Genomic DNA, 24921 nt, shown 5'->3' with positions numbered 1-24921 from the left:
GCGAGGAGGCTGAGGCCGTGCCCGCGGAAAGCGTCCGTCTGTAACGGATTCGAGTATAAACATTTAACTTATTGCTTAAAAAAATTTGTTAAAGGAATTTGAACAACTCATTAAATCAAGAAAGCGTTGTCAACAAAAACTTAACAAAAAGAGGCATTCTTGAACTCACTAAAAAATATGCCCACAAATGGTTGACGCAAACTTGTGCTTTTCTTATTTTGACGTCCTATTAAATTTTCCTTTATACTTTTACTGTAACAAACAAATATTCTGAATTGGGGGAAAAAGATGGAACATTTTACAATGGAGCATGCAATACAACTTGATAATCAGGATCCATTAGCAAAATACCGACAAGAGTTTTACATAAATCATGAAAAAATATATTTGGATGGTAATTCTTTAGGACTATTATCGAAAAGAGCTGAAAAAACGGCACTTGAAATGCTCAAATCATGGAAGAATTATGGGATAGAAGGTTGGACAGAAGGGGAAAATCCATGGTTTTACGTCTCAGAGAGTGTAGGGGAAAGGATGGCCACACTCGTTGGGGCAAACGGTAGAGAAGTTATCGTAACCGGCTCTACTACAGGGAATCTCCACCAACTGTTAGCAACCTTTTATGAACCACAAGGTAATAAGAAAAAAATTCTTACGGATGAGTTGGCATTTCCAACCGATATTTATGCAATAAAAAGCCATTTAAAATTGAAAGGTTTTGATCCTGACAATGAGTTAATAAAGGTGAAAAGTAGAGATGGTCATACCCTATCAGAAAAAGACATCATCAGCGAAATGAAGGATGATGTTCGCCTTGTTATTTTGCCCAGTATTTTATACAGGAGCGGACAAATATTGAATATGAGTAAATTAACAGAAGAAGCACATAAAAGAGATATTTTAATAGGTTTTGATTTATGTCATTCCATTGGATCCATCCCCCATCAACTTACCCAATGGGATGTGGACTTTGCATTCTGGTGTAACTATAAACATTTGAATGGTGGCCCTGGTGCGGTCGGAGGCTTATATGTAAATCAACGTCACTTTGGGAGAGAGCCAGGACTTGCAGGATGGTTTAGTTCAAAAAAAGAGAATCAATTTGATATGGACCACCAACTAGTGTCTGAAGATCATGCCGGAGCCTATCAAATGGGAACTCCTCATATATTAAGTCTGGCACCTTTACTTGGTTCAGTCGATATGTTCCAAGAAGCTGGAATCCATAAAATAAGGGAAAAATCTCTTAAACTGACTGAATTTATGATGACATTGTTAGAACAGGAATTAGCAAAAGAAGAATTTATCATCCGAAATCCTGTTCCAGATGAACAAAGGGGTGGTCACTTATTTATAGAACATTCAGATGCTGCCCGAATTTGTAAAGCATTAAAGGAAAATGGGATCGTCCCTGATTTTCGATCACCTAATGGAATTCGACTAGCTCCGGTGGCACTATATAATACATTTGTGGAAGTTTGGAAAACGGTTCAAACGTTAAAACGCATAATGGATAATGGGGAGTACAGGAAGTATACAAATGAGCGGGGAGTGATTGCTTAATATGGGAGAGAGAGATGTGGTAAAAGGGGAATGGATTGATATAACACAACCATTGACATCAAGAATAGCAAATTGGCCTGGAGATACTCCTTTTTCCTATGAAGTTGTTGCAACGAAAGCAGAAACAGGATCCGTCAATATAGGGAAAATAACTACAAGTACCCACATTGGCACCCATATTGATGCCCCATTCCATTTTAAAAATGATGGGGAAAAAGTGAGTGAGTTAGATATCAATATATATATAGGAATGTGTCGTATAATTGATGTATCTGGATATTCTCAGATTAATAAAACGGTATTATGTAAAGCAAATATAACAGGTGTTACAAGAATATTGTTAAAAACGTCTGTTCCAAATAATGCGGAACAGTTCCCTTCAACTATTCCTTATATTACGGAAGAAGGAGCGAATTATTTAGGGGAAAATGGAGTGAAATTAGTCGGTGTTGATGTTCCCTCAGTGGATCCTCTTGATAGTAAAGAATTAGTGGGACACCATTCTCTCCACAAAAATGGAATTCACATATTGGAAAATGTGATGTTAGATAATATCAATCCTGGTGACTATGATTTAATAGCCCTTCCACTTGCTATTGAGGAAGGTGATGGAAGTCCGGTACGTGCTGTGCTTAGACCAGTAAGTTTAATCGAACAAGGTAGGGGGAATGGTTTTGAAAAAACGTGAAATGTCTACTACAGAAAACGAGGGAGTTTATACAGATTTTTCAAATGATATGACATATGGGGAATACCTTCAACTGGATAAGATTCTATCTAGTCAAAAGGGATTGTCTGATCACCACGATGAAATGTTATTTATAATCATTCATCAAGTGAGTGAGCTATGGATGAAACTGATGATACATGAAATAAATGCAGCTATTAGTTCCATTTCGACTGGGGACTTTCAGACTTCTTTTAAACAATTGGCAAGGGTGTCAAAAACCCAAATACAAATCATCCAGGCGTGGGATGTATTATCCACATTAACACCATCAGAATATTTGGAGTTTCGCGATCAGCTAGGGCAGGCATCGGGGTTTCAATCATATCAATATCGAATGATTGAGTTTGCTTTAGGATACAAGACGGATCATGTTTTACAAATATATAAAAAGGAGCCGACACTGCAACGGGAATTGGAAAAGGCGTATATTGCCCCTGGATTGTACGATGTTTCCATAAAAGCATTGGCAAATGCAGGCTTTGAGATAGATCAAAGGTTATTAGAACGTGACTATAGCATCACATATACACCTAATCAATCTGTAAATAAAGCATGGCTCGAAGTTTATAAGAATGTGAACAAATACTGGAACTTATATCAGTTAGGGGAAAAATTGGTGGATATTGAAGACTGTTTGCAGCAGTGGAGATTCCGACATATGAAAACAGTGGAAAGAATAATTGGATTTAAACGGGGAACTGGTGGTTCATCTGGGGTCAGTTATTTAAAGAAAGTACTAGATCATCGTTTTTTTCCAGAATTATGGGATATCCGGACGGAATTATAAAAAAATAAGATGAAAATTATTGAATTCGATTCAAAAAAAAGACTCAATTCTTTTTTGTATAAGAAAAAAACAAAGGGTAAATTCTATTTCATAATTACACTGGAAGAAAATATTACAGATTTTTTTTATGCAGGAAATCTTATATGAATGTAATTTTCTTTAAGGGCTAAAATAATGAAAAGGATTACAATTGTTGGTTTCACTACAATTGGTAATTGAAGGAAACTGGAAGGGGTTGAAAAAATACCTAATATTATATAATAATTTTGCTAATCTGAATGTTACAACAATATGTAGAATGTGAATTTTTGTTGACATTTGCCGATTTAAAAGTAATAATTTGAGTGTACTTCAAAGATGGAAACAAACCCGTCGTATAGTTTTGGGAATAAGGCCCGAAAGTCTCTACAAGCTACCGTAAATAGCTTTTCTACGAGGGGAGAGGATATGTGATTAGTTTAAACTTATCCTACTCTCACCCAGACACATTTCCAGGAGTAAGACAAGTGTCTGGAATTTTTATGAACGAATCATAAAATCTGATATTAAATACATACTGATCAGATTTTATGGCGACGCGGTACCATTGAAGTTCATTTAAAAAAAACACATTTTTGGAGGGGTCAGAGTGTTAAAACGATTATTTTTTATGGCTTTATTAGTATTGGCTTTAGGTGTTATCACTGCATGTGGTACAGCAGATGATGACGACGCAGCAAACGGCGCAGATGGTGCAGATGAAACTACTGACGAAGATACAGCAGATGAAGACACAGAAGCAGCAGAAGATGAAGAAATTACAAAATTAACTATGGGATTCGTTCCATCTCAAGACGCAGCTAATATTGCGGATACTGTTGAACCTCTTGCAGAACGTCTTGCAGAAATTTTAGGTGTTGAAATTGAAGCACAAGTAATGACGGATTACGTTGGTTTAGTAGAGGGTATGAGAACACAACAAATTGATATTGGCTTCCTACCTCCTTTCGGATTTGTACAAGCGGAAGAAAGAGCAAATGTTGAAGTTATCTTAAAGGCGATTCGTCATGGTGATGATTCTTACCGAGCACAGTTTACTGTAGCTCCTGATTCTGAGATTGATTCTATTGAAGACTTAATCGCTAACGAAGGCTATATTTGGGCATATGGAGATCCAACTTCCACTTCTGGGTTCTTATTCCCTGGAAACACGTTCTTACAAGGTGGAGTGGAAGACCTTGATGCACACTTTGTTCAATTAACAGTTGGTGGACATGATAATTCATTAATCGCTGTTTTGGAAGGTCAAGCTGACTTTGCTACAACTTTTGAAGATGCACGTGAAGTTATCTTAGACGATTATCCAAATGCAATGGACATGAAGGTTATTGGATTCACTGATCCAATTCCAAATGATACGATTTCCCTTCGTTCTGGAATGAGTGAAGAGTGGAAAAATAAAATCAGAGATGCTTTCTTAAGTTTTAATGATGACGAAGAAATGCTACAAGTAATGGACGATGTATATAACTGGACAGGCATTGCTGAGGCACAATCTTCAGATTATGACATTGTACGTTCCACATATGCTGAATTCGAAGATATGCTTAACTAATTAAAAACATAAGGGGAAAAGCATATGCTTTTCCCCTATTCTATGAAAAATGAGGGAAATCAATATGATTGAATTTCGCAATGTTTCTTTAACCTATCCTAATGGTCATCAAGGACTAAAAAACATTAATCTCGAAATTAAAGAAGGGGAATTCGTCGTTATTGTCGGTTTATCCGGAGCAGGAAAATCCACTTTAATTCGAAGTATTAATCAGATGGTAAAGCCAACTGAAGGGGAACTATTGATTGACGGAGAAAATACATTGAAGTTTTCTGATCGTAAATTACGTAAATTCCGTCGTAATATTGGTATGATTTTTCAAAATTATAACTTGGTTAAACGTTCTTCTGTTTTGCGAAATGTTTTAGCAGGACGTTTAGGACATACAGGTACACTCCGTAGCATTTTGTCGTTGTTTTCCCAAGCTGATGTTCGATTAGCATTGCATAGTCTTGAGCGGGTGGGGATTGCAGAAAAAGCATATATTCGAGCAGATCAGTTAAGTGGGGGGCAACAACAACGGGTAAGTATTGCACGTGCTTTAACCCAACAACCTAAATTAATTTTAGCCGATGAGCCGGTTGCAAGTTTAGATCCACCAACTTCCCATGCAGTAATGAAAGATTTACAGAGAATTAACAAAGAAGATGCTATTACCATGGTTGTCAATCTCCATGCCATTGATTTATCCATGCAATATGCAGACCGCATTATCGGTCTCCGCAATGGAGAGGTCGTTTTTGATGGGCCGGCCAGCTCAGTTAGCGAAAAAACATTTGAGGATATTTATGGTCGCCCGATCAAAGAAGACGACTTGGTGGGTGACGCTTCCAATGAATAACACAAAACGTATTCCAATTATTCCACTAAAACAAAAGATTTTTGCCCTTGTCGTTTTACTTATTGTAATTGGTTTATATTATTTAGCGTCCATTGCTACAAACTCATCACCAGAACGACTAATCAATGGAATACCTCACATTTATTACTTTGTGGTAGATGATCTAATACCTCCAAATTGGAGTTATTACAGTAGAGTATTACCTCCTTTATTAGAAACTTGGAATATTGCCTTATTAAGTACATCTGTTGCAGTGGTATTCTGCTTACCTATCAGCTTTCTCGCTGCAGGAAACATCAATAAAAAAGCCTGGCTATATCAAATCGTTCGCTTCTTGTTAAATGTTTTACGTACGATTCCTGATATGATTTTAGCAGTAATGTTCGTTGCTATGGTTGGTATCGGTGCATTGGCCGGGGTTTATGCTCTATTTTTCTTCTCACTTGGAATATTAGTTAAGCTAGTTAGTGAAACAGTGGAAGCCATCGATCCTGGGCCGTTAGAAGCGATTCGTGCAACGGGAGGTAATATTTTCCAAATTATTTGTTTTGGAGCGGTTCCACAAATTTTACCACAATATGTTTCGTATAGTTTATATGTTTTAGAAATCAATGTTCGTGCCTCTTTAGTCTTAGGTTTCGTAGGTGCCGGAGGAATTGGTTTAATTTTAAGACAACAAATGTCCCTGTTTAATTATGGTAATATTGCAATGATTATATTTATTACATTCATTGCTGTAACAATTATTGATACCATAAGTACTAGCTTAAGAAAGAGGTTAGTGTAATGTCACAATTAGATATTAATAACATGAAAAATCCAAAAAGGGCTAAATATTGGTGGACATTTACTGGAGTTACAATTTTCATGGCGGTGTTGTACTATGTGGCATTCACAGAAACACGTCTGCAGGCACAACGATCCATTTGGGAATCAGGCCCACTATTAAAGCGGTTCTTTTGGGACCCTTTCTTCATGTCTGAAATTCATGCAAAAATTCCGGAATACTTTGGATATATGATGGAGACAGTAGCTATTGCATATGCAGGAACTCTCATGGGTGCAATTCTTGCTATTCCTGTAGGATTTCTTGCTGCACGAAATGTGGGAGGGCATTTTACCTTTGTAGGAAAAGCAATCTTGAACGCTGTCCGTGCTTTCCCTGAAATTTTATTCGCCATTATTTTTGTTGCAGCCGTGGGAATGGGCCCATTTGCTGGGGTATTAGCAATTTCTATTAATTCCATCGGTATGCTCGGTAAACTATACTCTGAAGTTATTGAATCCATAGATATGGAGATTATTTCCACATTAAAGGCAACCGGTGCAAGTAAACTTCAAGTTTTGGTATATGGTGTAATTCCACAAGTAATTCCTGAATTCAGTTCTTATGCTTTATACCGATATGAAATTGATGTTCGTTCCTCTTCTGTCTTAGGGATCGTAGGAGCAGGCGGTATTGGAGCACCACTTATATTAGCTGCAAATCAAAGAAATTTTGAAGAAGTTGGAATGATGTTGTTTATTATTGTACTAACTGTTACTGTCATTGATTTGATCAGTACAAATATCCGTAAGCGACTTGTTTAAATTTTTGACTGCTGGTTTATCCAGCAGTCTTTTTTTATATATAAATTTGCAATGGACAGCATATAAATTATTTAGGAGACTTAGGTATATGGAGTGATACAATGCCCAGTATATTGTGGACTATTGCCTGGATATTAGTAGCTGCACGTTGTGGAGTACGGTTTATTCATTTATTAAATAGTGGTTCAAAAGACTTACTCGAAATACTTTTTAACATGTCCGTTGTAATCATTGCTTTAGGATTTCTTATATAATACAATTTTTCCTTATTTCCTCCATTTTTATTGGAGGATTTTTTTTAGGTAAATACTAATACTAATATTAGAATAATCGGCTAGACAGATTTTAATAAAACTAAAGGAGTGAATGGGAAATTGGCCACAGTAGAAAAAAAGGGATTAGTTATACTAGCAATTAGTTCCATCCCTTTAATTATGACACTGGGTAATTCCATGTTAATTCCAATTCTTCCTAAAATGCAGTCAGAATTAGAATTGACGGCCTTTCAAGTGAGTTTAACAATCACCATTTTCTCCATTTGTGCAGCTATTTTTATTCCTATCCTTGGATATATGTCTGATCGATTTTCAAGGAAAGTAATCATCGTGCCATCCCTTTTTTTGTATGGAATAGGAGGTTTACTAGCTGGAATTGCAGCTGCTTGGTTTGACAATGGGTATATATGGATAATAGTCGGGAGGTCACTTCAGGGAATTGGTGCAGCTGGAACAGCACCAATTGCTATGGCACTTACTGGAGATTTATTTAAAGGGGGAGAACAGAGTAAAGTTCTTGGATTAGTGGAAGCCTCGAATGGGTTTGGAAAAGTATTATCTCCTATTGTAGGTTCCTTATTGGCATTAATAGTATGGTATGGTCCATTTTGGGGTTTCCCGTTGTTTTGTTTAATTTCAATCCTTTTAACGATTTTTTTCATTAAAGAAAAGAAAAAAAAGAAAGAACCACCACCTTTCAGCAAGTATTTAAAAGGACTATTTTCTGTTTTCAAGCATGATGGAAGATGGCTTTTTACAGCTTATTTAGCTGGGGCTACGTGTCTTTTTACTTTATTTGGAATTTTGTTTTTTTTATCCGATCGTTTAGAGACACGATATGATATTGTAGGAGTTCTTAAAGGAGCAGTCTTGGCAATTCCTTTACTATTTATGATGACCACTTCCTACATAACAGGAAGTAAAATTGGGAAAAACTTAAAGAAAATGAAGCTAATGATTATACTTGGTCTTTTATTAATGACAAGCTCATTCGGTTCCCTTGTTTTCTTTACTAGGTTAACTCCATTCATTGCAGTATTAGTAGTAAGCAGTATTGGAACTGGTCTTGTTTTACCTTGCTTGAATAGTTTAATCACCGGATCGGTTGGTAAAGCAAGACGGGGGTTTGTGACGTCATTATATGGTTCTGTTCGATTTTTAGGAGTTGCTGCCGGTCCCCCTGTTTATGGGGCTTTAATGGCATGGTCTAGAACCGGAATGTTCTTAAGTACCGCAAGTCTTACTTTAATTGTAGCGTTACTTTGTTTGTTATTCATTCACGTTAATGAACCTTCTAAGTCTGAAGAGACAACAAGTAGTTTATTTAGAAAAATTGAAGTAAAAACAGATCCAAATTAGGGGGAATTTAAGTTGCAAATTTACTTTTCACCAGAGTTTTATAGGGAAGACGGTCAAGTACTAAATATTGTAACAGATAAAAATAAACCCGTCGGATATCTTGCTTTTTTGACACTGGAGAAAAAAATGTATGTCTATGGCCATTTGGAAGAGGAAGGTGTGGCTGAGGATTTTAAAGACTTAGTTAGTCCTTATATTCAAGGTCTTACAAAAGTGAAGTCTGATTTAGAGGTTTTATCCTATTTAACTATAGGTGGTAAAAAAGTTGAAATTGAAGTGGAAAAGGAATAACACCAATAGGTTATTGGGTGAATATCATATCCTAGTATTTTTTTATGGAGGCAGGATATGGATATTTTTCAACTTTTTGAATTACATCATTTGTTATTTCTTGTATTTGGTTTATTATTAGGTATTTTTGTGGGAGCCTTACCTGGATTGACACCGACTATGGGGGTAGCGTTAACTATCCCATTCACATTTTCTCTAGGACCTACAGAAGGACTTATCATTTTGGGGGGGATCTATTGCGGTAGTGTTTATGGGGGATCAATTCCAGCAATTTTATTTAATGTACCAGGTGCTCCAGCATCGGTTGCGACTACTTTTGATGGCTATCCCATGACCAAGAACGGTCAAGGGAGGAAAGCACTAGAACTGGCAACAATTGCATCGGTCATTGGCGGTCTTTTTGGTATGATATTATTGCTGTTTTTTGCCCCCGTCTTTGCTGATTTTTCATTGCGGTTCGGACCAACAGAAAGCTTTTGGATAGCCCTATTTGGTATCACTGTTATAGCAGCTATTTCAGAAGGATCCGTTACTAAAAATATGATAGGTGGAAGTATCGGAATCCTTTTATCTTTTATCGGAATAAGTTCTATTACCGGCACTACCCGCTTTACAATTGGAATGGACAGTTTAGTGGGTGGGCTACATATTGTAGCCGTACTGATTGGCCTTTTTGCTTTTCCCCAAGCTCTGCGATTAATTGAACAACTCCCTTTAAAGGAAAAGGAAAAATCTAAAGAGTTCAGTGTAGGGAAGCAAACGGTCAAAGCCTCTTTCATGGATATCATTAAAAAGCCAAAAGCTGTATCAATAGGAAGTGGCCTGGGTGCATTAGTAGGTATGATACCGGGTGCTGGTGGAAATATCGCAAGCATATTAGCTTATAATGAAGTAAAACGGTTTTCAAAAAATAAAAGGAAGTTTGGAAAAGGGGAGAAAAAAGGTGTCATCGCATCTGAAAGTGCCAATAATGCAATGGTTGGTGGCTCTTTGATACCATTGTTAACATTGGGTATTCCCGGGTCTCCAACTGCTGCGATTTTTTTAGGTGGACTATTAATTCACGGGATCTGGCCGGGAAGGAATTTATTTGTGGAAAATGCCGATGTGGCATATACCTTCCTATATAGTCTCCTTGCTGCTCAATTAGTTTTATTAGTTTTAGGATTAGCAATTATTAAACCAATGATGAAGCTAACGAGAGTTCCATCTGAAATGATGGCTCCTGTCATCCTCTCCTTTACTATAATCGGTGCTTATACAACTCAGAATAATATGTTTGATATTTATACCGTTGTTTTCCTTGGGTTAACCATGTTTTTTTTACAAAAATATGGTTTTTCTCCAGCACCTATAGCATTAGGCTTTATATTGGGTCCTATTGCTGAACAAGGATTATTACACGGTATTCAAGTGGGAGGAGCAAATGGAAATGTCGTTTCCTATTTTTTTACAGGATCTTTAAATATTATTTTGTTCTGTCTCGTTTTGATAACTGTCATATTTTCCTTGTTTCAAAGCTTTTCACTAAAGAGGGATCTGAAAGTATTATCTGTCTTGAAGAGTATCACTTGGAAAGGATTTATGAGCATTCGCGCTATTAGATGGTTGTTTGCTGCAGGGATTAATGTTTGGTTGATCTATTATGTTTTTCAGATGGAGTTTCAACAAATGATATTTCCATTAATAACGCTCCTATTTTTACTATTTTTTATTTTTGTGGAATACGTTAATTCCCTGTTTGTCACTACACAACCAAATAAACCTAAAAAACACTTAAAAAGCAAGGATCAAGGGATTATATTATCTTTATTATTATCCATTTCAATCCTTATGTTATTAACAACAGTTATCGGTTTTTATTTTCAAGTACTGTTATTAATGATAATAGTTCCATTCTTTGCGTACTTTAAAAATTGGAAGAACACAAAACCTCGTACGATTGTGGTTACCGCGATTTTGTTTACGTTAATGATGTACATTGTGTTTGCAGTTGTTTTAAGAGTACCATTATAAGTTAAAAATAATGGGAGCATGGAAAAATTTATCATTTCCCGACAGAAGACTCCCTCTTCAAACCGTAACTATGCGATAGCGAGTGAGGTTAAGGGGGAGATGAATGTCGGTTGCCGTTAGCTGAAACACTCGTTCCCGTGGTGTAATATACTTGAAAGTTGTTTTTTGAAAACTGAAGATATGAGGTTCTAGCATGAAAACGTATGCTAGGTAAAATCTTCAACGTTCTAATCACCTACACGTACGAATTTGCAAAAACCAAGCTGTGCGAGTACAAGAAAAGATACTTCTGCTTTCACCGTAAGACTACGGGTAGAGCGACTCAATAAATGACGGTTACGCTAATGTTCGAAGGAAACCCACTTTAAATTTCGTTAGAAATTAAGTGGTGGGTAGTTCAAGAGAGTATTGCTCAGATAAAAAAAAAACTAAGACTTCACCAGGAGGAATCCAGACAGAAGTCTTAGTTTATTAGCCTGTTAATGTTCAATTTTGATTTTAGCATAATTTTCCAATCTACTTCGGGCAATTATGGAGTCCTGCGCCTCTTTTGGGGTCACCCAAGTATCCCCTTATAGAATTGCCTTTAACATAGCCTAGTTATAAAGGTTCTAATTTGTTACACCGATCGAATCCAATAGTTCTTTGTAACTTTCCGTTCGAATTTTCATATCCTCAATAACTTCTTCTCTGTCTAATACCAGCATATCAGCACCTGCCTGCTCCATTTCTTTCAAGAAATCTTCATCTTGGAGGAGTAGATAAAAAGCATTTTCCAACTTATCAATTATTTCAGGAGGTGTGCCATCCACTGCTGCTATTCCTCGGTCAGTACTCATGATTACTTCAGGATAACCTAATTCTCCAAAAGTAGGGATATCTGGAGCAAAAGAATGGCGTTCTTCGGTTGCAATTGCTAATGGTCTCACTTCGTCTCCTAATCGGTATACATCAGATAAATTACCTGAAAGAACATCTGTGTGTCCACCAAGTAAAGACGCGATAGCATCGGCTGCACCTTGATATGGTACATCTTCCAATTCAATATTAGCAGAATGTTCTAAAAGCAAAATCGCTAAATGCTGACCCACAAACCGACCTGCATTTCCAACCGTTAAAGAACCAGGTGATTCTTTTGCTTCCGCAATAAGATCATCAAGGGACTCAATATGACTGTCACTCCTTACAGCAAAAACGGTGGGATCACCTCCCCAATTCACTAACGGTTCGAATGAATCAACACTAAATGCTGTCTGACCAACTAATGGTTGAGTAATGATATGGGGAAGGTTATAAGCAGCTAGTGTATAACCATCTGGGTCCACATTAGAAAATTCATTCCAGCCTACTTGACCTCCTCCACCTGGCTTATTGACTATAACCAATTCTTGTCCAAGGTATTCACTGGCATACTTTGAAATAATTCTCGCTTGTGTATCGGTTGCTGCCCCTGGTGAGAAAGCTACAATAAGTTGAATACTCTTATTAGGGAAATCATCTCCAGTAGCTTCTGAATTACAACCAGCTAAAATAAATAACGAACAAAGGGACAGTATTACTAATGTAAAGATTCTTTTTAGCATAACATTCCAACCTTTCAATATTTTATACATACCATGCATATGCCCAGGTGCAATGGTTGGAATGTTGTCTTTCTAAAAAATGCAAGTCCTTTTTTAGAGTGAAAAAAATCATTATTTTTTACGCCAAGCCATTTGAACTTGTTTTGGTGGAATAATATTTATGTTATAGATAATATCTACGATCCTAGTAGATAACCATTGAGAAAGGAATGCTAAGAAGATAATTTTCCAATCAATGATGAATGCCATTAGAATAAAAATAAATCCATTAATAATAAATAAGGGTTTTCCTGGAGGAATTTCCAAATAATTAGAAAAAACAAGAGCTAAAACCCCCATACCTCCATTTGACACTTGTTGCCGAAGAAGAATCCCTGCACCTAATCCTAATAGTACGGAACCTATAATTAAATCAAACCAGATGCTTGTTGCAGGGATAAAAAAATGTGTTTGAAAAAATTGTATACTTAAGGATGTTATTGTAATGCCATAAATTGTACCAAAGGTGGTTGCTCCACCTAACCAGTGAATTGCAATGATAAGCATGGTGAAGTTTATCATCCAAAGGGAAATACTTAATGGTAAATCAAATAAGAAATGAAAAATAACCGCAAGTCCCCCTGCTCCCCCGGAAGGTATATTATTTGGGAATAAAAAGACTGCCATAGCCATCCCTTGAATGGTAGCCCCAAATGTAATAAATATATATTTTTCCATTGTCATTCTTAGGATGTTATGAAAATTCTGATCTCTCTGATAGCTAATTTTGGACATAAGGATGTTCCTTCACATTTATTTTTAAGGCTGCTGAGTTAAAGATATTTATATTTTTTAACAAATCCATTTAAATAATGGTTTGTCCAATTAATATAGTGTATTTAGTTTGTTTGATAATTATGAGACTCTTCCATATTTCCTAATTACTTCCACACTTATTATTTCTGTCAAGGTACATACTAAGGAATGCTCTACCCAATCCTTTAAATGGAGGTTTTAACAATGGCAAAGAATGATTTACGTCGAGAAAATAACAACCGTAATGAGAAGGTATTAAACGGAGAAAATCTTAATACGGAGTTTGCAGCGGCGGAATATGATTTTGAAGCGGAGTTACTAAAGAGCGATAATAAACGTAGCCCCCGTAACTGTCATAACAATTGTTAGAACTTATTAAAGGATTACCACGTGAGCACTTGAAAGGGTAAGGAATATCTCCTTACCCTTTTATCATGGAAAAAACTCAATCAACAGTCGTAAGTTAGGACTACGATGAATAGAATGTACAAGCAAGAAAGTTGTCCAATATCAGCAAGACACATCGTTTGGGGGATTGTGATGAGTATTTTTTTTACGTATATCATTTTAGGATTATCTTTAGCTGCACCAATTGGACCTATAAATGCAGCACAAATTGACAGGGGAATCAAACATGGATTTTTCAGTTCCTGGTTAGTGGGCCTTGGCGCTACTGTTGCAGATGTATTTTACATGCTCCTAGTGTTTTTTGGTGTCTATCATCTTATTGAGTTACCTTTCGTACAGTCTTTTTTATGGTTATTTGGTTTTTTTGTCCTAGTCTATACTGGCATCGAAAGTTTATCAGGGACAAATCAAATCTCTTTGGATCATCAGAAAAATATGAGAGAAACAAAATCTAAATCCTTTTTTGCAGGATTTTTTATGTCATTGTTCAATCCGTTAACCATTTTATTCTGGTTAGGTATTTTCGGCTCTATTTTAGCCAAAACCGTTACAACGTACGATACAAGTCACATTATACTGTACAGTTCTGCCATATTTATAGGGATAACTGTATGGGATATTACGATGGCAACTTTAGCGAGTTCCTTAAGGAAATTTTTAACCGTCAAATTACTGAAAGTAATCACTGTACTGTCTGGTTTGTCGTTAATTGCGTTTGGAATTTATTTTGGTATTCAGGCTGCTAGTGTTTTATTTTCGTAAAAAGAGAGCTAATTTTTTCTGGGGGAGACTTGTCTGGATGTTTTTTCCAATGATTCTTCATCAACAATGTAATACATCCAATTATAATGATAAAAAGTAAGCTTACATATAGACCGGGACGACTTGTCTCATGAAATGCTGTCCCGATAATTGCTAATAACACAAGAATGAAACCTAACCCCCTTTTGATATGATCCAAAACCGTCAACTGATTTAATCGACCAAAAGAACCTAAAATAAAAAACCAATTATATAGAAGCATTAAACCGGCAGCCGTAGTAAAGTACTCGTAGATAGAATCTGGCATGATTAAGGATAAAATAATTGATATGGCAATACTCATACTAGTTAATCCGATTGCAGGCCATGCAATGTTATTTTTCCTTTTAGACATTATAGCTGGGGCATCCTTATCCTCTGCCAATGATACTAAAATTCGAATCATGGCGAACAAGGAAGCAACCATCGTTGAAAACCCTGCAATAATAAAGACTCCATTGAAGACATGGGGAATAAATGCAATATTGTACTTGTCTAATGCTTTTACAAAGGGACTTTTATCGGTCGAAAATTGATCCCAAGGAACCAAGAGTAAAGCGAGAGTCAAAGCACTTATATAAATAATAACTAATAAGGAAAGCATTACTTTCCCAGCTTTAGTTGCGTCTTTCATTTCCTTTAACCTAATGGATAGTAATCCGATAATTTCAATTCCAGCAAATCCATAAAAACCAAAAATGAAAGCAGGAAGGAGTCCTTGAATTCCATTAGGGAAAAGCCCTGTATATGTTGCAGGTATCGATACTTTTTCGGTTGTTCCACCACCTAGCAAGCCTAAAATACCAGCTGTCGCTAAAATAATAAACATTACAATAGCCGCAACCTTTAAGACTGCTAGTAAATTTTCAATCCTGTCAAAACCCTTTGTTCCTGTTAAGATGACTAGGATTCCTAATACGGCATACCCACATGCAAAAATCCATATCGGTATATTCGGAAACCAAAATCTAGAAAAGATGGATAAGGCGGTCATTTGACTCCCCATGATTAATAATTCAGATAACCAATAAACCCAACCTGTACTGAATCCGGCCCAACGGCCATAAGCTTTTTTTGCATAAGAACGAAAAGAACCTTTCTGAGGGTCACTAATCGTCATTTTAGCTAATGCTTCATAGACAAAATAAGTACCAATTGCTGCAAGAAGAAAAGCAAAAATGACGGAGGGTCCCGCCATTGATATGGCGATGCTTGAACCAAGGAAGAAACCGGTACCGATTGTACAAGCAACTCCAAGTAATGATAATTGCCACCATAATAATGGTTTTTCTTTTTGTTCTCCTGATGACGTCTTCAACGATACTCCCTCCTCCTTTACTGCATTATTGTTCGGAAAACAGGATGTCATTATGTAAGGATTAATGAATGAACAACTACATTTTCTTTTTTCAATGATAAGTGGGTTAAATAGTATTTTCCCTAATATATTTTAAGAGTGACCTACTACTCGGAGGGATGAAGAATGACTAACATAGGCAAGAGTGTGATCAGAAAAGAAGCACTTGATAAGGTTACTGGAAGGGCAAAATATACGGCAGATTTCCCGTCTGGTGAAATGCTTCATGGAAAGTCAGTAATCAGCCATTATGGACATGGAACCATTAAAAGTATCGATGTGATGGAAGCCAAAAAGGAACCTGGTGTAAGAGCGATCATTACTGGTAAACAATATCCGTTAACTGGGGAAGAGATTAGGGACCGCCCCCCGATCGCCTTTGAAAAAATCCGATTTCATGGTGAAGTGGTGGCTCTCGTTGTAGCAGACACTCCTGCAATTGCAAAAAGGGCAGCAAGTCTGATAAATGTGGTTGTGGATCCATTACCTGTAGTGAATTCTCCCAGTGAGGGAGTAAGCAAGGATGCTCCACTTGTGCATGATAATGTGGCAGAATATGAACGGGAGGAAGGGGTTCATCCCGTTCCCAAAACGAATATAGCTAATCATACAAAAATCAGAAAGGGAGATATGGCATCAGGGTGGGCTAAAAGTGAGATAGTGATTGAGGAAAATTTTTCATTTCCCCCGTCAGATCATATTCCAATGGAAACAAGAAGTGCAACTGCGGAAATAAGACCAGATGGGAAAGTACTCATTACCACATCATCCCAAGCTCCTTTTATGGTAAAGGAACTTCTCTCACAATATTTTGATCTGGAGGTAGGGAAGATCATTGTTAAAACTCCCTTAGTCGGTGGGGGATATGGCGGAAAAGCTTCGGTTCAGCAAGAGATATTAGCTTATTTGGGCTCCTTAGCAGTAGAAGGAAGAACTGTAAGAATGATAAATGAGCGGGAAGAGGATATGATTACGTCCCCTTGTCACATGGGATTGGATGCCAAAGTGAAGTTAGGTTGTACTGCTGACGGGTATTTACAAGCAACGGAACTGACTTATCTAGTAGATAGTGGTGCTTATTCAGATAAAGCTATTCATCTCAGTCGCGCTTGTGCAGTGGACTGTACTGGACCATATTTCATTGAAAATATATGGTGCGACTCTTATGCGGTTTATACAAATCATCCATATCCAGCACCATATCGGGGCTTTAGTCATGCGGAAGTGCACTTTGTTTTCGAGCGGGCCATGGATATTCTTGCAAGAAAGCTGAACATGGATCCCCTAGAATTGAGATATAAAAATGCGATAAAACCAGGTCATACAACTCCTACACAAGTAAAATTGAATAGAAGCACAGTAGGAGATGTTCCAATGTGTATAGAGAAAGTAAAACAATTAAGTCGCTGGGAAGAGGGACAATTAATTGAATTAAATGAACGTACTGTCCGGGCAAAAGGTCTTGCCTGTGTATGGAAAAATTCTACGATACCTCCTGAATCCAGTTCAGGTGCAATCATTACCTTTAATGAAGATGGCACCATGAATCTCATGTCGGGGGTTGTGGAAATTGGTACAGCAACCAAAACAGTATTAGCACAAATTCTAGCTGAACGATTTCGAATGAGTGTAAATGATATCTACGTAAAAATGACAGTTGATACTCAGTCCACCCCAGAGCACTGGAAAACAGTGGCAAGTAGGGGAACGTTGATGGGAGGAAGAGCAGTACTTGCAGCAGCAGAAGATGCGATCCGTCAAATTAAAGAAGTAGCTTCTTGTGTTATGAAAGTAAGAACGGATGATTTAGAAATTGGAAATCGAAGAGTGTTTTTACGCGAAGATCCGAAAGAGGGACTGGATTTTCGTGATGTGGTCTATGGATACACGTTCCCGGAAGGAAATGCAATTGGCGGTCAAATTATAGGGCGAGGTAATTATATTTTGAGAAACATTACCTATCTTGATCCTGAAACTGGTGCAGGCAACCCAGGTCCAGAGTGGGCAGTGGGTGCCCAAGTGGTGGAAGTAGAATTTGACAGGAGAGACTATACTTATAAGATTATTAAAGCCATATCTGTATTGGATGTTGGCCGAGTGCTGAATTATAAAGGTGCCCTCGGTCAAGTGACGGGTGCAATGAGTATGGGCTTAGGATTTGGAGGAAGGGAGTCATTCGTAATTGATGATAAAGCAAGGGTATTAAATCCTCAACTGAGAACCTATCGCCCTGTCCATTTTGGGGAACACCCTGAATACATTGTAGAATTTATCGAAACTCCCCATATTGATTCTCCATTTGGAGCAAGGGGAGTCGGGGAGCAAGGGTTATTAGGAATGCCTGCTGCACTAGGGAATAGTCTGTCCTTGGCAGCAGGGGTGGAATTGCATCACTTACCTCTTCTACCTGAAAGCATCTGGAGGAAAAAGGAGGGTTTGAATACGTGATCCCATTTGAATTTGAATATATTAAACCTAATACATTAGAAGAAGCGGTTACGCTTTATGAAAGACTTGATTCGGAAGGGAAAGAACCTGTCTATATATCAGGAGGAACAGAAATTATTACGCTCGGGCGGTTGAATGTTCTATACACCGGGGCTGTCATTGATTTGAAAAGTATTCCTGAATGTCATGTGATGACACGGGAAAACGATCGTTTAGTATTGGGGGGCTGCTGCCCATTAACGGAGGTTGAGAACGCAAATCCTTTCCCACTATTAACGAGTGCTTCCAAAGAAGTTGCTGATCATACCGCAAGAACTAAAATAACACTTGGCGGGAATATTTGTGCCAATATTTTTTACCGTGAGGCAGTATTACCATTTTTATTAGCTGAAAGTACGGTTACTATCATGGGCCCGGATGGTAAAAAAACTTTGCCGATTAATGATTTATTTGATCAGACCCTCCAATTAAATAAGGGAGAATTCCTCGTCCATATTACAACAGATATTTCATCCACCAAAGCCCCGTTTTTCCATATGAAAAGAAGGAAACAATGGACAACGGGATATCCACTTATTACTGTTTCAGGTATGAAGAAAGACGGTGATATTAGAATCGCAATCAGTGGCTTATGCCCTTTTCCATTTCGATCTGAACGGATTGAATCGTGTATAAATGATCGTTTCAACTCTGTCGAAGAAAGAGTTTCCTCCGCTTTACAACAGTTACCAGGCCCAATATTAAATGATACGGAAGGATCAGATCAGTTCCGAATATTTACACTTAAGAATATATTGAGTGATCTTGTAAAGACATTGGAAGGGGTAGATCATTAAATGTCAATATTCCAATATGTCGTACTAAAAATTAACGGGGAAGACCGTCCTGTGATGATTCGTTCTGCCGACACTTTATTAGAGGTTTTAAGGAATGAGTTAGGGTTAACAGGATCTAAACCAGGGTGTTTAAATGGAGATTGTGGAGCATGCACTGTTATCGTTGATGGAAAACCGATGAAGTCTTGTTTGATGCTGGGTGTGGAAGGCACTGGAAAGGAAATAACAACCATTGAGGGATTACAAGGAACAGCAATTCAGCAGGCTTTTGTGGAATATTTTGCGTTTCAGTGCGGTTACTGTACACCTGGTTACATTATGAATTGTCAGTCATTAATTGAGAATGAACCGAAAGCAACAGATGAAAAAATATCGGAGTGGCTGAAGTCAAATATTTGCAGATGTACAGGATATGAAGAAATTGAAACAGCAATAAAATCCGTTTTGAGGGAAAGTAATTCAAAGGATAGACCTATTTCTAGGGAAAGTGAAATGGATTAAGAATAAGTAATTTCAGAAAGGAAAAGCACAACCACGCATTTACAGCGTGGTTGTTGTTAATTACCTAAATAAATCACAGAGACTTTATTCATGTAAAGATGTCTTGTAATATGGGATCTGTATCTAAAAACTCCAGGGCTTTTTCGCGATACTTTTCAAGATGCAAATAGGTAAAACGGTTTGGTTTAATGGTTGGGGCCAATTTAATAGCTTCTATGTATTCATCTTTATTTAATTCTAACCCTTTTACATAGTCAAAAAATCCAGTACGGTCAAACACTTTGTACATTCTTTCTTTACGATGGTTTTGGACATTGGCCATGATATAGGTAGCAATACCTACCTGTATTCCATGCATTTGTGGGTTCATGGAAATTTTATCTAACGCATGTGATATGAGATGTTCAGAACCACTGATAGGGGCACTGTTTCCACTGATTATAGTTGCTATTCCACTCATAGTTAAGGAACTGACTAATTCTTTTAACAATATGGGATTCCTTATATTCTCCATCGGGGTACGTATAAAGCTATTCACACCTTTTTTACTTAACATGAGGGCAAAGGGATTGACATTATCCACATGGTGGGATTCTTCAAATTCCCAATCATAAAGTGCTGTAATATTTGACATAAGATCTCCAATTCCAGCTAAAATAAATTTCTTTGGTGCTTGTTCGATGATGGATAGGTCAGCAATAATACCATAAGGCACTCTTGCTGGAACCGTTGTTTTTTTGCCATTCACATAAATGGAGCAATTACTGCTGGCAAAACCGTCGTTGGAGGCAGATGTTGGAATACTGATGAACGGACTTCGCCGGGAAAAAGCGATATATTTACCGTAATCAATTACAGCGCCGCCACCCATGGCGATGACAACGTCATATCGATCCATTTCAAAGGACTTTACAACAAGGTCTTGAATATCTAATTCTTGGGAAAGGAGCTTCGTAACTACTGGTACAGAGTGAAAGGATCCAACAATTCCTTTTTCAAACGTCTCATAAGTAAATTCATCAAAGAGAATGATCGCATTGGAAAAACGGTGTTTCAGCAAAAGTTCTTCCAAATTTAAAATAACGTCATTATTTATTTTTAAGATAGATGGAATTGGAACCGTCATCTGGTTTATCATCGTACTATTCCCCTTTACTATCAACTAATATCTACAAGTATAAAGTAGGTGAAAAGAATAACCAAACAAAATATTTACTCCACTATAATTTAAGCTAAAATTCAACATCCGTTCACATCTTGTTCGAACATTCGTTCTGTATACTCGTGTATAATAGAGTTAATTAATAGAGGAGGTGTTAACGTATGATTGAATTACCTAAAGGAATGCTTCTAGATCAGTTTTCCAAAACAGAATACAATCCTGGAGTACTACCTGTCATTTAGCAAACGATTTTCTCCTGATTAGCCCCCTATACTTCCATCCTACCTCGAAGAGAATACTATGATATAAGAGTATGTAAACCGAACACTACTTCATTATTTAGACCACTTAAGTATTTCCAAGTATGATAAAAAAGCATTATGGGAGTGACAATTTATTATTGCGAGAGTTACCTACTGTTATAAGTTATAATAATTTTATCAGACAAAAGAATTAAGACTTATAGAACATTAGTATTATAGAAACTAGGTGAATTCCAGATGAAATTAATTGTTGCTGAAAAACCGGACCAAGGCTCAAAATTAGCCACTCCTTTTACACATAAAAAGAAAGATGGTTATCTTGAAATTGCTGCGAATCATGTTTTTCCAGATGGAGCATATGTAACTTGGGCCGTTGGACATTTGTGTGAACTTGTTCCGCCTGAAGTATATGATCCGAAATGGAAAAAATGGTCTATGGAGACTCTTCCAATAATCCCAGACCGGTTTCAACATCGTGTGGTTAAATCAAAGGGCAAGCAGTTTAATAAAGTCAAAGAATTACTTCACCGGAAAGAAGTAGATGAAGTAATCATTGCAGGAGACGCAGAACGGGAAGGTGAGGCAATTGTTAGATTAATCCTTATTCTAGCGAAAAACCGTAAACCAATGAAACGGCTCTGGATATCCTCATTAACTCCAAAATCAGTTATCAATGGATTTGAAAATTTACTAAATGAAGAAGACACGAGGAATATCTACTTTGAAGCAATAAGCAGAGCTTGTGCTGATTGGTTAGTTGGTATGAATGCATCAAGGGCATATACTCTTCTCCTTCAAAAGAAAGGAGTGAAGGATGTCTTCTCAACAGGCCGTGTTCAAACCCCCACATTAGCTTTAATCGTAAAACGTGAGCTTGAAATTGCAAATTTTCAATCGGAACCCTTTTGGGAAGTGAACGCAGATTTTCAAATCGAAGGAAAAAAATATAGTGGGAAATGGCATAAAGACGGTGAATCGAGAATTCAAACGAAGGAATTAGCAGAAAAAATCAAGGAATTCTGCAAGGACAAGCCTGCTGAAGTTTTGGAGATAAAGAAGGAAAGAAAAGAATTTCACCCCCCCTATTTATTTAATCTTTCGGCGCTTCAGGCAACGGCCAATAAAATGTATCGATATTCTCCCAAAAAAACTTTAGATATTGCTCAAAAACTTTATTTGAAGGGGATTATCTCTTATCCAAGAAGTGACTCGAATTTTGTCACGAAAGGGGAGGCGGCTCAATTTCCAGAAATTCTTGAAAAAATTAGCAATTTAAAGGAATACAGCCTATTATTTCCATTGCCGGTTCCTTCCATCATGGAGAACAAGCGGTATGTAAATGAAAAGAAAGTAAAGGATCATTATGCCATTATTCCTACAGAGCAGGTTAAGGATGTTTCAAAGCTCCCGGAGGAAGAAGGGAAGATATATGACTTGATAATTAGGAGATTAATTGCTGCCCATTACGAAAAGGCAATCGTAAATTCCACGACGATTCAAACATTAGTAGATAAGCGAGCTACATTTGTATCAAAGGGGAAGGTCACCTTGAAGGATGGATGGCGAAAAGTTATTTTTGAGACACAAAAGGCGAAAGACGGTTCTGTAGAGGAACAAAATTTGCCACTACTCGAAGAAGGTCAACTTGGTACGGTTGAGAATGGGAGTGTGAAAGAAAGCAAAACGCAACCTCCAAAGCGTTATACAGAAGGGGACCTCATTACCTTAATGAAAACAGCTGGGAAACATATTGAGGATGAACAGTTAGTTAAAGTATTGAAACAGACAGAAGGACTAGGGACAGAGGCTACACGTGCTGGTATTATCGGTGTTTTAAAAGACAGAAAGTATATTGAGGTCAGGAAAAATCAAGTTTTTTCTACAGAAAAAGGGATGTTACTAATAGATGCTGTCGGAGAAAGTATTTTGGCTTCTGCTGAAATGACCGCAAAATGGGAACAACGATTGACAGAAATTGGAGATGGTATGGCGTCTCCACAAGTGTTTATGGAGCAGGTAAAAAAACTTGCTGCCAGCTTGATTGAAGAAGCTGTGAAAGATTCAGGGCATTGGGATTTCAATCAATATGACGTGGAAAGTATTCAGTCCTCGTCTCCAAAAGGGAAATGGAGTAAAGGACAAAAGAGAAACATTTCCTTTGGCACTTGTAAAAAATGTGGTGGAAATGTAGTGGATAAGGGAAAATTATATGGTTGCTCAAATTATACAAAAACGAAGTGTGATTTCACCATATCAAAAAGGATTTTAGGGAAAAATATTACTCAAACGATACTAAAACAATTATTAGCAACGGGGAGAACGGATCTTATCAAGGGATTTAAAAAGGGTGAGAGAACATTCAACGCCCACTTACATTGGAATAAAGAGGGAGAAAAAATAGAGTTTCAGTTTACCAACTCAGAATTATCATAAATTATTACAACAAACCGAAAAGAACCACATGGACTTCCTGTTTAGGATAGCCATGTGGCTCTTGGACGTTTTGTTATAAAACAAGACTTAAGCTTCTTTCAACTGGTGTTGATCTTCTAACACAGTAACGGAACGCATGGTGTGTAGGGTATACAAATCTTTAGAGATTTCATATAAATTATATATATCCTCTCCAGCATTTAATTCATCTAATAATGATTTCCTGGATTCATTCGCTAAAGTCACATAGGATAATTTTTCAGCTGCTTTATTTGAGCGTACATTAACTTTGCGTATGCGCATAAAAATTCTTTCAATTCCCATTTCATAAAATAATTCATTAAAGAACGCTTCTTTTGCTGGGTTGTTATACCCTTTGCCATGATAAGGTTTTCCTATCCATGTACCAAGGAATCCTGCATTATCTTCAATATCAAATAAATTAATTGTTCCAATTGGAGAGCCCCACTCATCAAGAATAGTCCGTGAAATCAATTCACCACGCTCTTCCGCTTCGATTGTTTGTTTTGTTAAAAAAATAAATTCTTCTTGTGAGTAAGCTTTTTGGCGTACAAAAGGGAAGACATCCGGGTGCACCATCAATTCATAAAGAGCATGAGATTCTTGAAGATCACGTTTTCTTAGCATTTTAATCCCTCCAAATGAGGACAGTCCTGTTGTGTGAGACTCACCCTCGAAATTTTTCGAATGCACAAAAATTCCGGGGTGGGAATCGAACCCACTAGGACCAGCTGAAAACTGGTGGCGCACCATTTGCCTTCCCATAAATAACCAACTTTATATGATTACTTAAATAGTATATTAAATTATTTAATATGGTAACTAAATACTCCCTTAGAGTATATTACAAGAAATCAGCAGAAAATAAAATGTTTTTTTGTATATTTCTATAAATTATTTTATTCCTAAATTCGACAATTATATTGTGCTGAATCCTCATTTATAACCATAAAGCAACAAATTTGATAATAACATATAATTTATTAAAAGAAAACAATATTTTTCTTTAAAATACTCCTGTATTCCTCCGTATAAGATGAAATCGGTTTCTTAGAATCGATGGAATAACTTTAGTCTTAAGAAATAAATGTATAATTATGCGTTTGTTTAACTGAATATTATAAACCCGTCCTCCTCTGCTTATTTATATGACTTGAGATATATCTGAATTTAAGTATATGAATCATTCATAGCCCTTTTTTTAATATTAATACTGTATTTAAATTAGATATCCCTTCAAATTAGTGTGAAAATTAGATATAGTAAA

At 37.0% G+C, this 24921-nt stretch carries 22 protein-coding genes and 1 riboswitch; of the genes, 17 read left to right on the top strand and 5 right to left on the bottom strand.

The annotated features are described in order from the left end of the window. Positions 1 to 288 precede the first annotated feature (288 nt). From kynU to KS419_RS20285, 11 genes are all read left to right on the top strand, one after another. Positions 289 to 1563: a kynureninase gene (kynU, locus tag KS419_RS20335; protein WP_217068396.1), complete on the top strand. Its 1275-nt coding sequence runs from the start codon at positions 289 to 291 to the stop codon at positions 1561 to 1563. Between the two features lie 16 nt (positions 1564 to 1579). Beyond that, positions 1580 to 2251, top strand: coding sequence for an arylformamidase (gene kynB / locus KS419_RS20330; protein WP_217068407.1), 672 nt, complete (start codon positions 1580 to 1582; stop codon positions 2249 to 2251). Then, positions 2232 to 3080, top strand: coding sequence for a tryptophan 2,3-dioxygenase (kynA, locus tag KS419_RS20325; RefSeq protein WP_217068395.1), 849 nt, complete (start codon positions 2232 to 2234; stop codon positions 3078 to 3080). The genes kynB and kynA overlap by 20 nt, the downstream gene beginning before the upstream one ends. Before the next feature lie 352 nt (positions 3081 to 3432). Next, a riboswitch (purine riboswitch) is annotated at positions 3433 to 3533 on the top strand. Between the two features lie 175 nt (positions 3534 to 3708). Next, entirely contained in the window at positions 3709 to 4674 is a 966-nt protein-coding gene (locus KS419_RS20320) for a phosphate/phosphite/phosphonate ABC transporter substrate-binding protein (protein ID WP_343215103.1), read from the top strand. Positions 4675 to 4738: 64 nt separating this feature from the next. Continuing rightward, positions 4739 to 5515 carry a phosphonate ABC transporter ATP-binding protein gene (phnC, locus tag KS419_RS20315; RefSeq protein WP_217068392.1) on the top strand — a complete coding sequence of 259 codons (777 nt, stop codon included), beginning with the start codon at positions 4739 to 4741 and terminating at the stop codon, positions 5513 to 5515. Beyond that, positions 5508 to 6302 carry a phosphonate ABC transporter, permease protein PhnE gene (phnE, locus tag KS419_RS20310; protein ID WP_217068391.1) on the top strand — a complete coding sequence of 265 codons (795 nt, stop codon included), beginning with the start codon at positions 5508 to 5510 and terminating at the stop codon, positions 6300 to 6302. Before phnC ends, phnE (KS419_RS20310) begins: the two co-directional genes overlap by 8 nt. Then, positions 6302 to 7105, top strand: a complete 804-nt coding sequence (gene phnE, locus KS419_RS20305) for a phosphonate ABC transporter, permease protein PhnE (RefSeq protein WP_246594304.1) — start codon at positions 6302 to 6304, stop codon at positions 7103 to 7105. Before phnE (KS419_RS20310) ends, phnE (KS419_RS20305) begins: the two co-directional genes overlap by 1 nt. A gap of 101 nt (positions 7106 to 7206) precedes the next feature. Beyond that, positions 7207 to 7359, top strand: coding sequence for a hypothetical protein (locus KS419_RS20300; RefSeq protein ID WP_217068390.1), 153 nt, complete (start codon positions 7207 to 7209; stop codon positions 7357 to 7359). A gap of 180 nt (positions 7360 to 7539) precedes the next feature. Beyond that, positions 7540 to 8739, top strand: coding sequence for an MFS transporter (locus KS419_RS20295; RefSeq protein WP_217068401.1), 1200 nt, complete (start codon positions 7540 to 7542; stop codon positions 8737 to 8739). A gap of 12 nt (positions 8740 to 8751) precedes the next feature. Then, complete coding sequence (locus KS419_RS20290) at positions 8752 to 9030, top strand: hypothetical protein (protein ID WP_217068389.1); 279 nt, start codon at positions 8752 to 8754, stop codon at positions 9028 to 9030. A gap of 57 nt (positions 9031 to 9087) precedes the next feature. Further along, a complete protein-coding gene (locus KS419_RS20285; RefSeq protein WP_217068387.1) occupies positions 9088 to 11046 on the top strand; it encodes a tripartite tricarboxylate transporter permease in 1959 nt (652 codons plus the stop codon). Positions 11047 to 11657: 611 nt separating this feature from the next. Here KS419_RS20285 and KS419_RS20280 read toward each other — a convergent pair. After that, on the bottom strand, positions 11658 to 12629 hold the full coding sequence (locus tag KS419_RS20280) for a tripartite tricarboxylate transporter substrate binding protein (RefSeq protein WP_217068386.1): 972 nt from the start codon (positions 12627 to 12629) through the stop codon (positions 11658 to 11660). A 111-nt stretch (positions 12630 to 12740) separates the two neighbouring features. Beyond that, entirely contained in the window at positions 12741 to 13403 is a 663-nt protein-coding gene (locus KS419_RS20275) for a YitT family protein (RefSeq protein WP_246594302.1), read from the bottom strand. A 225-nt stretch (positions 13404 to 13628) separates the two neighbouring features. On the opposite strand from KS419_RS20275, the gene KS419_RS20270 reads away from it, so the two are divergent. Both KS419_RS20270 and KS419_RS20265 read left to right on the top strand, forming a co-directional pair. Continuing rightward, positions 13629 to 13793: a hypothetical protein gene (locus KS419_RS20270; RefSeq protein ID WP_217068385.1), complete on the top strand. Its 165-nt coding sequence runs from the start codon at positions 13629 to 13631 to the stop codon at positions 13791 to 13793. Positions 13794 to 13964: 171 nt separating this feature from the next. After that, the gene (locus KS419_RS20265; RefSeq protein ID WP_217068384.1) at positions 13965 to 14594 is read left to right on the top strand and encodes a LysE family transporter; all 630 of its coding nucleotides are present in this window, start codon (positions 13965 to 13967) and stop codon (positions 14592 to 14594) included. Here the strand turns inward: KS419_RS20265 and KS419_RS20260 are convergent. Beyond that, on the bottom strand, positions 14575 to 15951 hold the full coding sequence (locus KS419_RS20260; RefSeq protein WP_246594301.1) for an amino acid permease: 1377 nt from the start codon (positions 15949 to 15951) through the stop codon (positions 14575 to 14577). The two genes, KS419_RS20265 and KS419_RS20260, sit on opposite strands and share 20 nt — an antisense overlap. Before the next feature lie 165 nt (positions 15952 to 16116). Between KS419_RS20260 and KS419_RS20255 the strand changes: the two genes are divergently transcribed. Genes KS419_RS20255 through KS419_RS20245 form a run of 3 tightly spaced genes read left to right on the top strand, consistent with a single transcriptional unit; the run spans position 16117 to position 19775 of the window. Further along, positions 16117 to 18438, top strand: a complete 2322-nt coding sequence (locus KS419_RS20255; protein ID WP_217068382.1) for a xanthine dehydrogenase family protein molybdopterin-binding subunit — start codon at positions 16117 to 16119, stop codon at positions 18436 to 18438. After that, the gene (locus tag KS419_RS20250) at positions 18435 to 19274 is read left to right on the top strand and encodes an FAD binding domain-containing protein (RefSeq protein WP_217068380.1); all 840 of its coding nucleotides are present in this window, start codon (positions 18435 to 18437) and stop codon (positions 19272 to 19274) included. The genes KS419_RS20255 and KS419_RS20250 overlap by 4 nt, the downstream gene beginning before the upstream one ends. Beyond that, positions 19275 to 19775 (top strand): (2Fe-2S)-binding protein, encoded by a 501-nt coding sequence (locus KS419_RS20245; protein ID WP_246594300.1) that lies wholly within the window; start codon positions 19275 to 19277, stop codon positions 19773 to 19775. It begins immediately after the preceding gene. Between the two features lie 88 nt (positions 19776 to 19863). On the opposite strand, the gene KS419_RS20240 is transcribed toward KS419_RS20245, so the two are convergent. Next, on the bottom strand, positions 19864 to 20901 hold the full coding sequence (locus tag KS419_RS20240) for an iron-containing alcohol dehydrogenase family protein (protein ID WP_380086803.1): 1038 nt from the start codon (positions 20899 to 20901) through the stop codon (positions 19864 to 19866). A 536-nt stretch (positions 20902 to 21437) separates the two neighbouring features. On the opposite strand from KS419_RS20240, the gene KS419_RS20235 reads away from it, so the two are divergent. After that, on the top strand, positions 21438 to 23633 hold the full coding sequence (locus tag KS419_RS20235; RefSeq protein ID WP_217068378.1) for a DNA topoisomerase III: 2196 nt from the start codon (positions 21438 to 21440) through the stop codon (positions 23631 to 23633). Between the two features lie 87 nt (positions 23634 to 23720). On the opposite strand, the gene KS419_RS20230 is transcribed toward KS419_RS20235, so the two are convergent. Beyond that, positions 23721 to 24281: a GNAT family N-acetyltransferase gene (locus KS419_RS20230; RefSeq protein ID WP_217068377.1), complete on the bottom strand. Its 561-nt coding sequence runs from the start codon at positions 24279 to 24281 to the stop codon at positions 23721 to 23723. Positions 24282 to 24921: the final 640 nt, after the last annotated feature.

Origin of the sequence: Evansella tamaricis (assembly GCF_019042215.1) — a bacterium.
Classification (GTDB): Bacteria; Bacillota; Bacilli; order Bacillales; family Salisediminibacteriaceae; genus Evansella; species Evansella tamaricis.
The sequence above is the reverse complement of the archived record's forward strand: the minus strand, read 5'-3'. Positions and strand labels throughout refer to the sequence as shown.

Bases quoted from the DNA above. Each gene is read 5' to 3' on its own strand.
- phnE (WP_246594304.1), top strand. From the start codon at position 6,302: ATGTCACAATTAGATATTAATAACATGAAAAATCCAAAAAGGGCTAAA.
- phnC (WP_217068392.1), top strand. From the start codon at position 4,739: ATGATTGAATTTCGCAATGTTTCTTTAACCTATCCTAATGGTCATCAA.
- KS419_RS20240 (WP_380086803.1), bottom strand. From the start codon at position 20,901: ATGACGGTTCCAATTCCATCTATCTTAAAAATAAATAATGACGTTATT.
- KS419_RS20255 (WP_217068382.1), top strand. From the start codon at position 16,117: ATGACTAACATAGGCAAGAGTGTGATCAGAAAAGAAGCACTTGATAAG.
- KS419_RS20280 (WP_217068386.1), bottom strand. From the start codon at position 12,629: ATGCTAAAAAGAATCTTTACATTAGTAATACTGTCCCTTTGTTCGTTA.
- KS419_RS20270 (WP_217068385.1), top strand. From the start codon at position 13,629: ATGGCAAAGAATGATTTACGTCGAGAAAATAACAACCGTAATGAGAAG.
- KS419_RS20285 (WP_217068387.1), top strand. From the start codon at position 9,088: ATGGATATTTTTCAACTTTTTGAATTACATCATTTGTTATTTCTTGTA.
- kynA (WP_217068395.1), top strand. From the start codon at position 2,232: ATGGTTTTGAAAAAACGTGAAATGTCTACTACAGAAAACGAGGGAGTT.
- KS419_RS20245 (WP_246594300.1), top strand. From the start codon at position 19,275: ATGTCAATATTCCAATATGTCGTACTAAAAATTAACGGGGAAGACCGT.
- KS419_RS20235 (WP_217068378.1), top strand. From the start codon at position 21,438: ATGAAATTAATTGTTGCTGAAAAACCGGACCAAGGCTCAAAATTAGCC.
- KS419_RS20265 (WP_217068384.1), top strand. From the start codon at position 13,965: ATGAGTATTTTTTTTACGTATATCATTTTAGGATTATCTTTAGCTGCA.
- kynU (WP_217068396.1), top strand. From the start codon at position 289: ATGGAACATTTTACAATGGAGCATGCAATACAACTTGATAATCAGGAT.
- KS419_RS20230 (WP_217068377.1), bottom strand. From the start codon at position 24,281: ATGCTAAGAAAACGTGATCTTCAAGAATCTCATGCTCTTTATGAATTG.
- phnE (WP_217068391.1), top strand. From the start codon at position 5,508: ATGAATAACACAAAACGTATTCCAATTATTCCACTAAAACAAAAGATT.
- KS419_RS20300 (WP_217068390.1), top strand. From the start codon at position 7,207: ATGCCCAGTATATTGTGGACTATTGCCTGGATATTAGTAGCTGCACGT.
- KS419_RS20295 (WP_217068401.1), top strand. From the start codon at position 7,540: ATGACACTGGGTAATTCCATGTTAATTCCAATTCTTCCTAAAATGCAG.
- KS419_RS20275 (WP_246594302.1), bottom strand. From the start codon at position 13,403: ATGTCCAAAATTAGCTATCAGAGAGATCAGAATTTTCATAACATCCTA.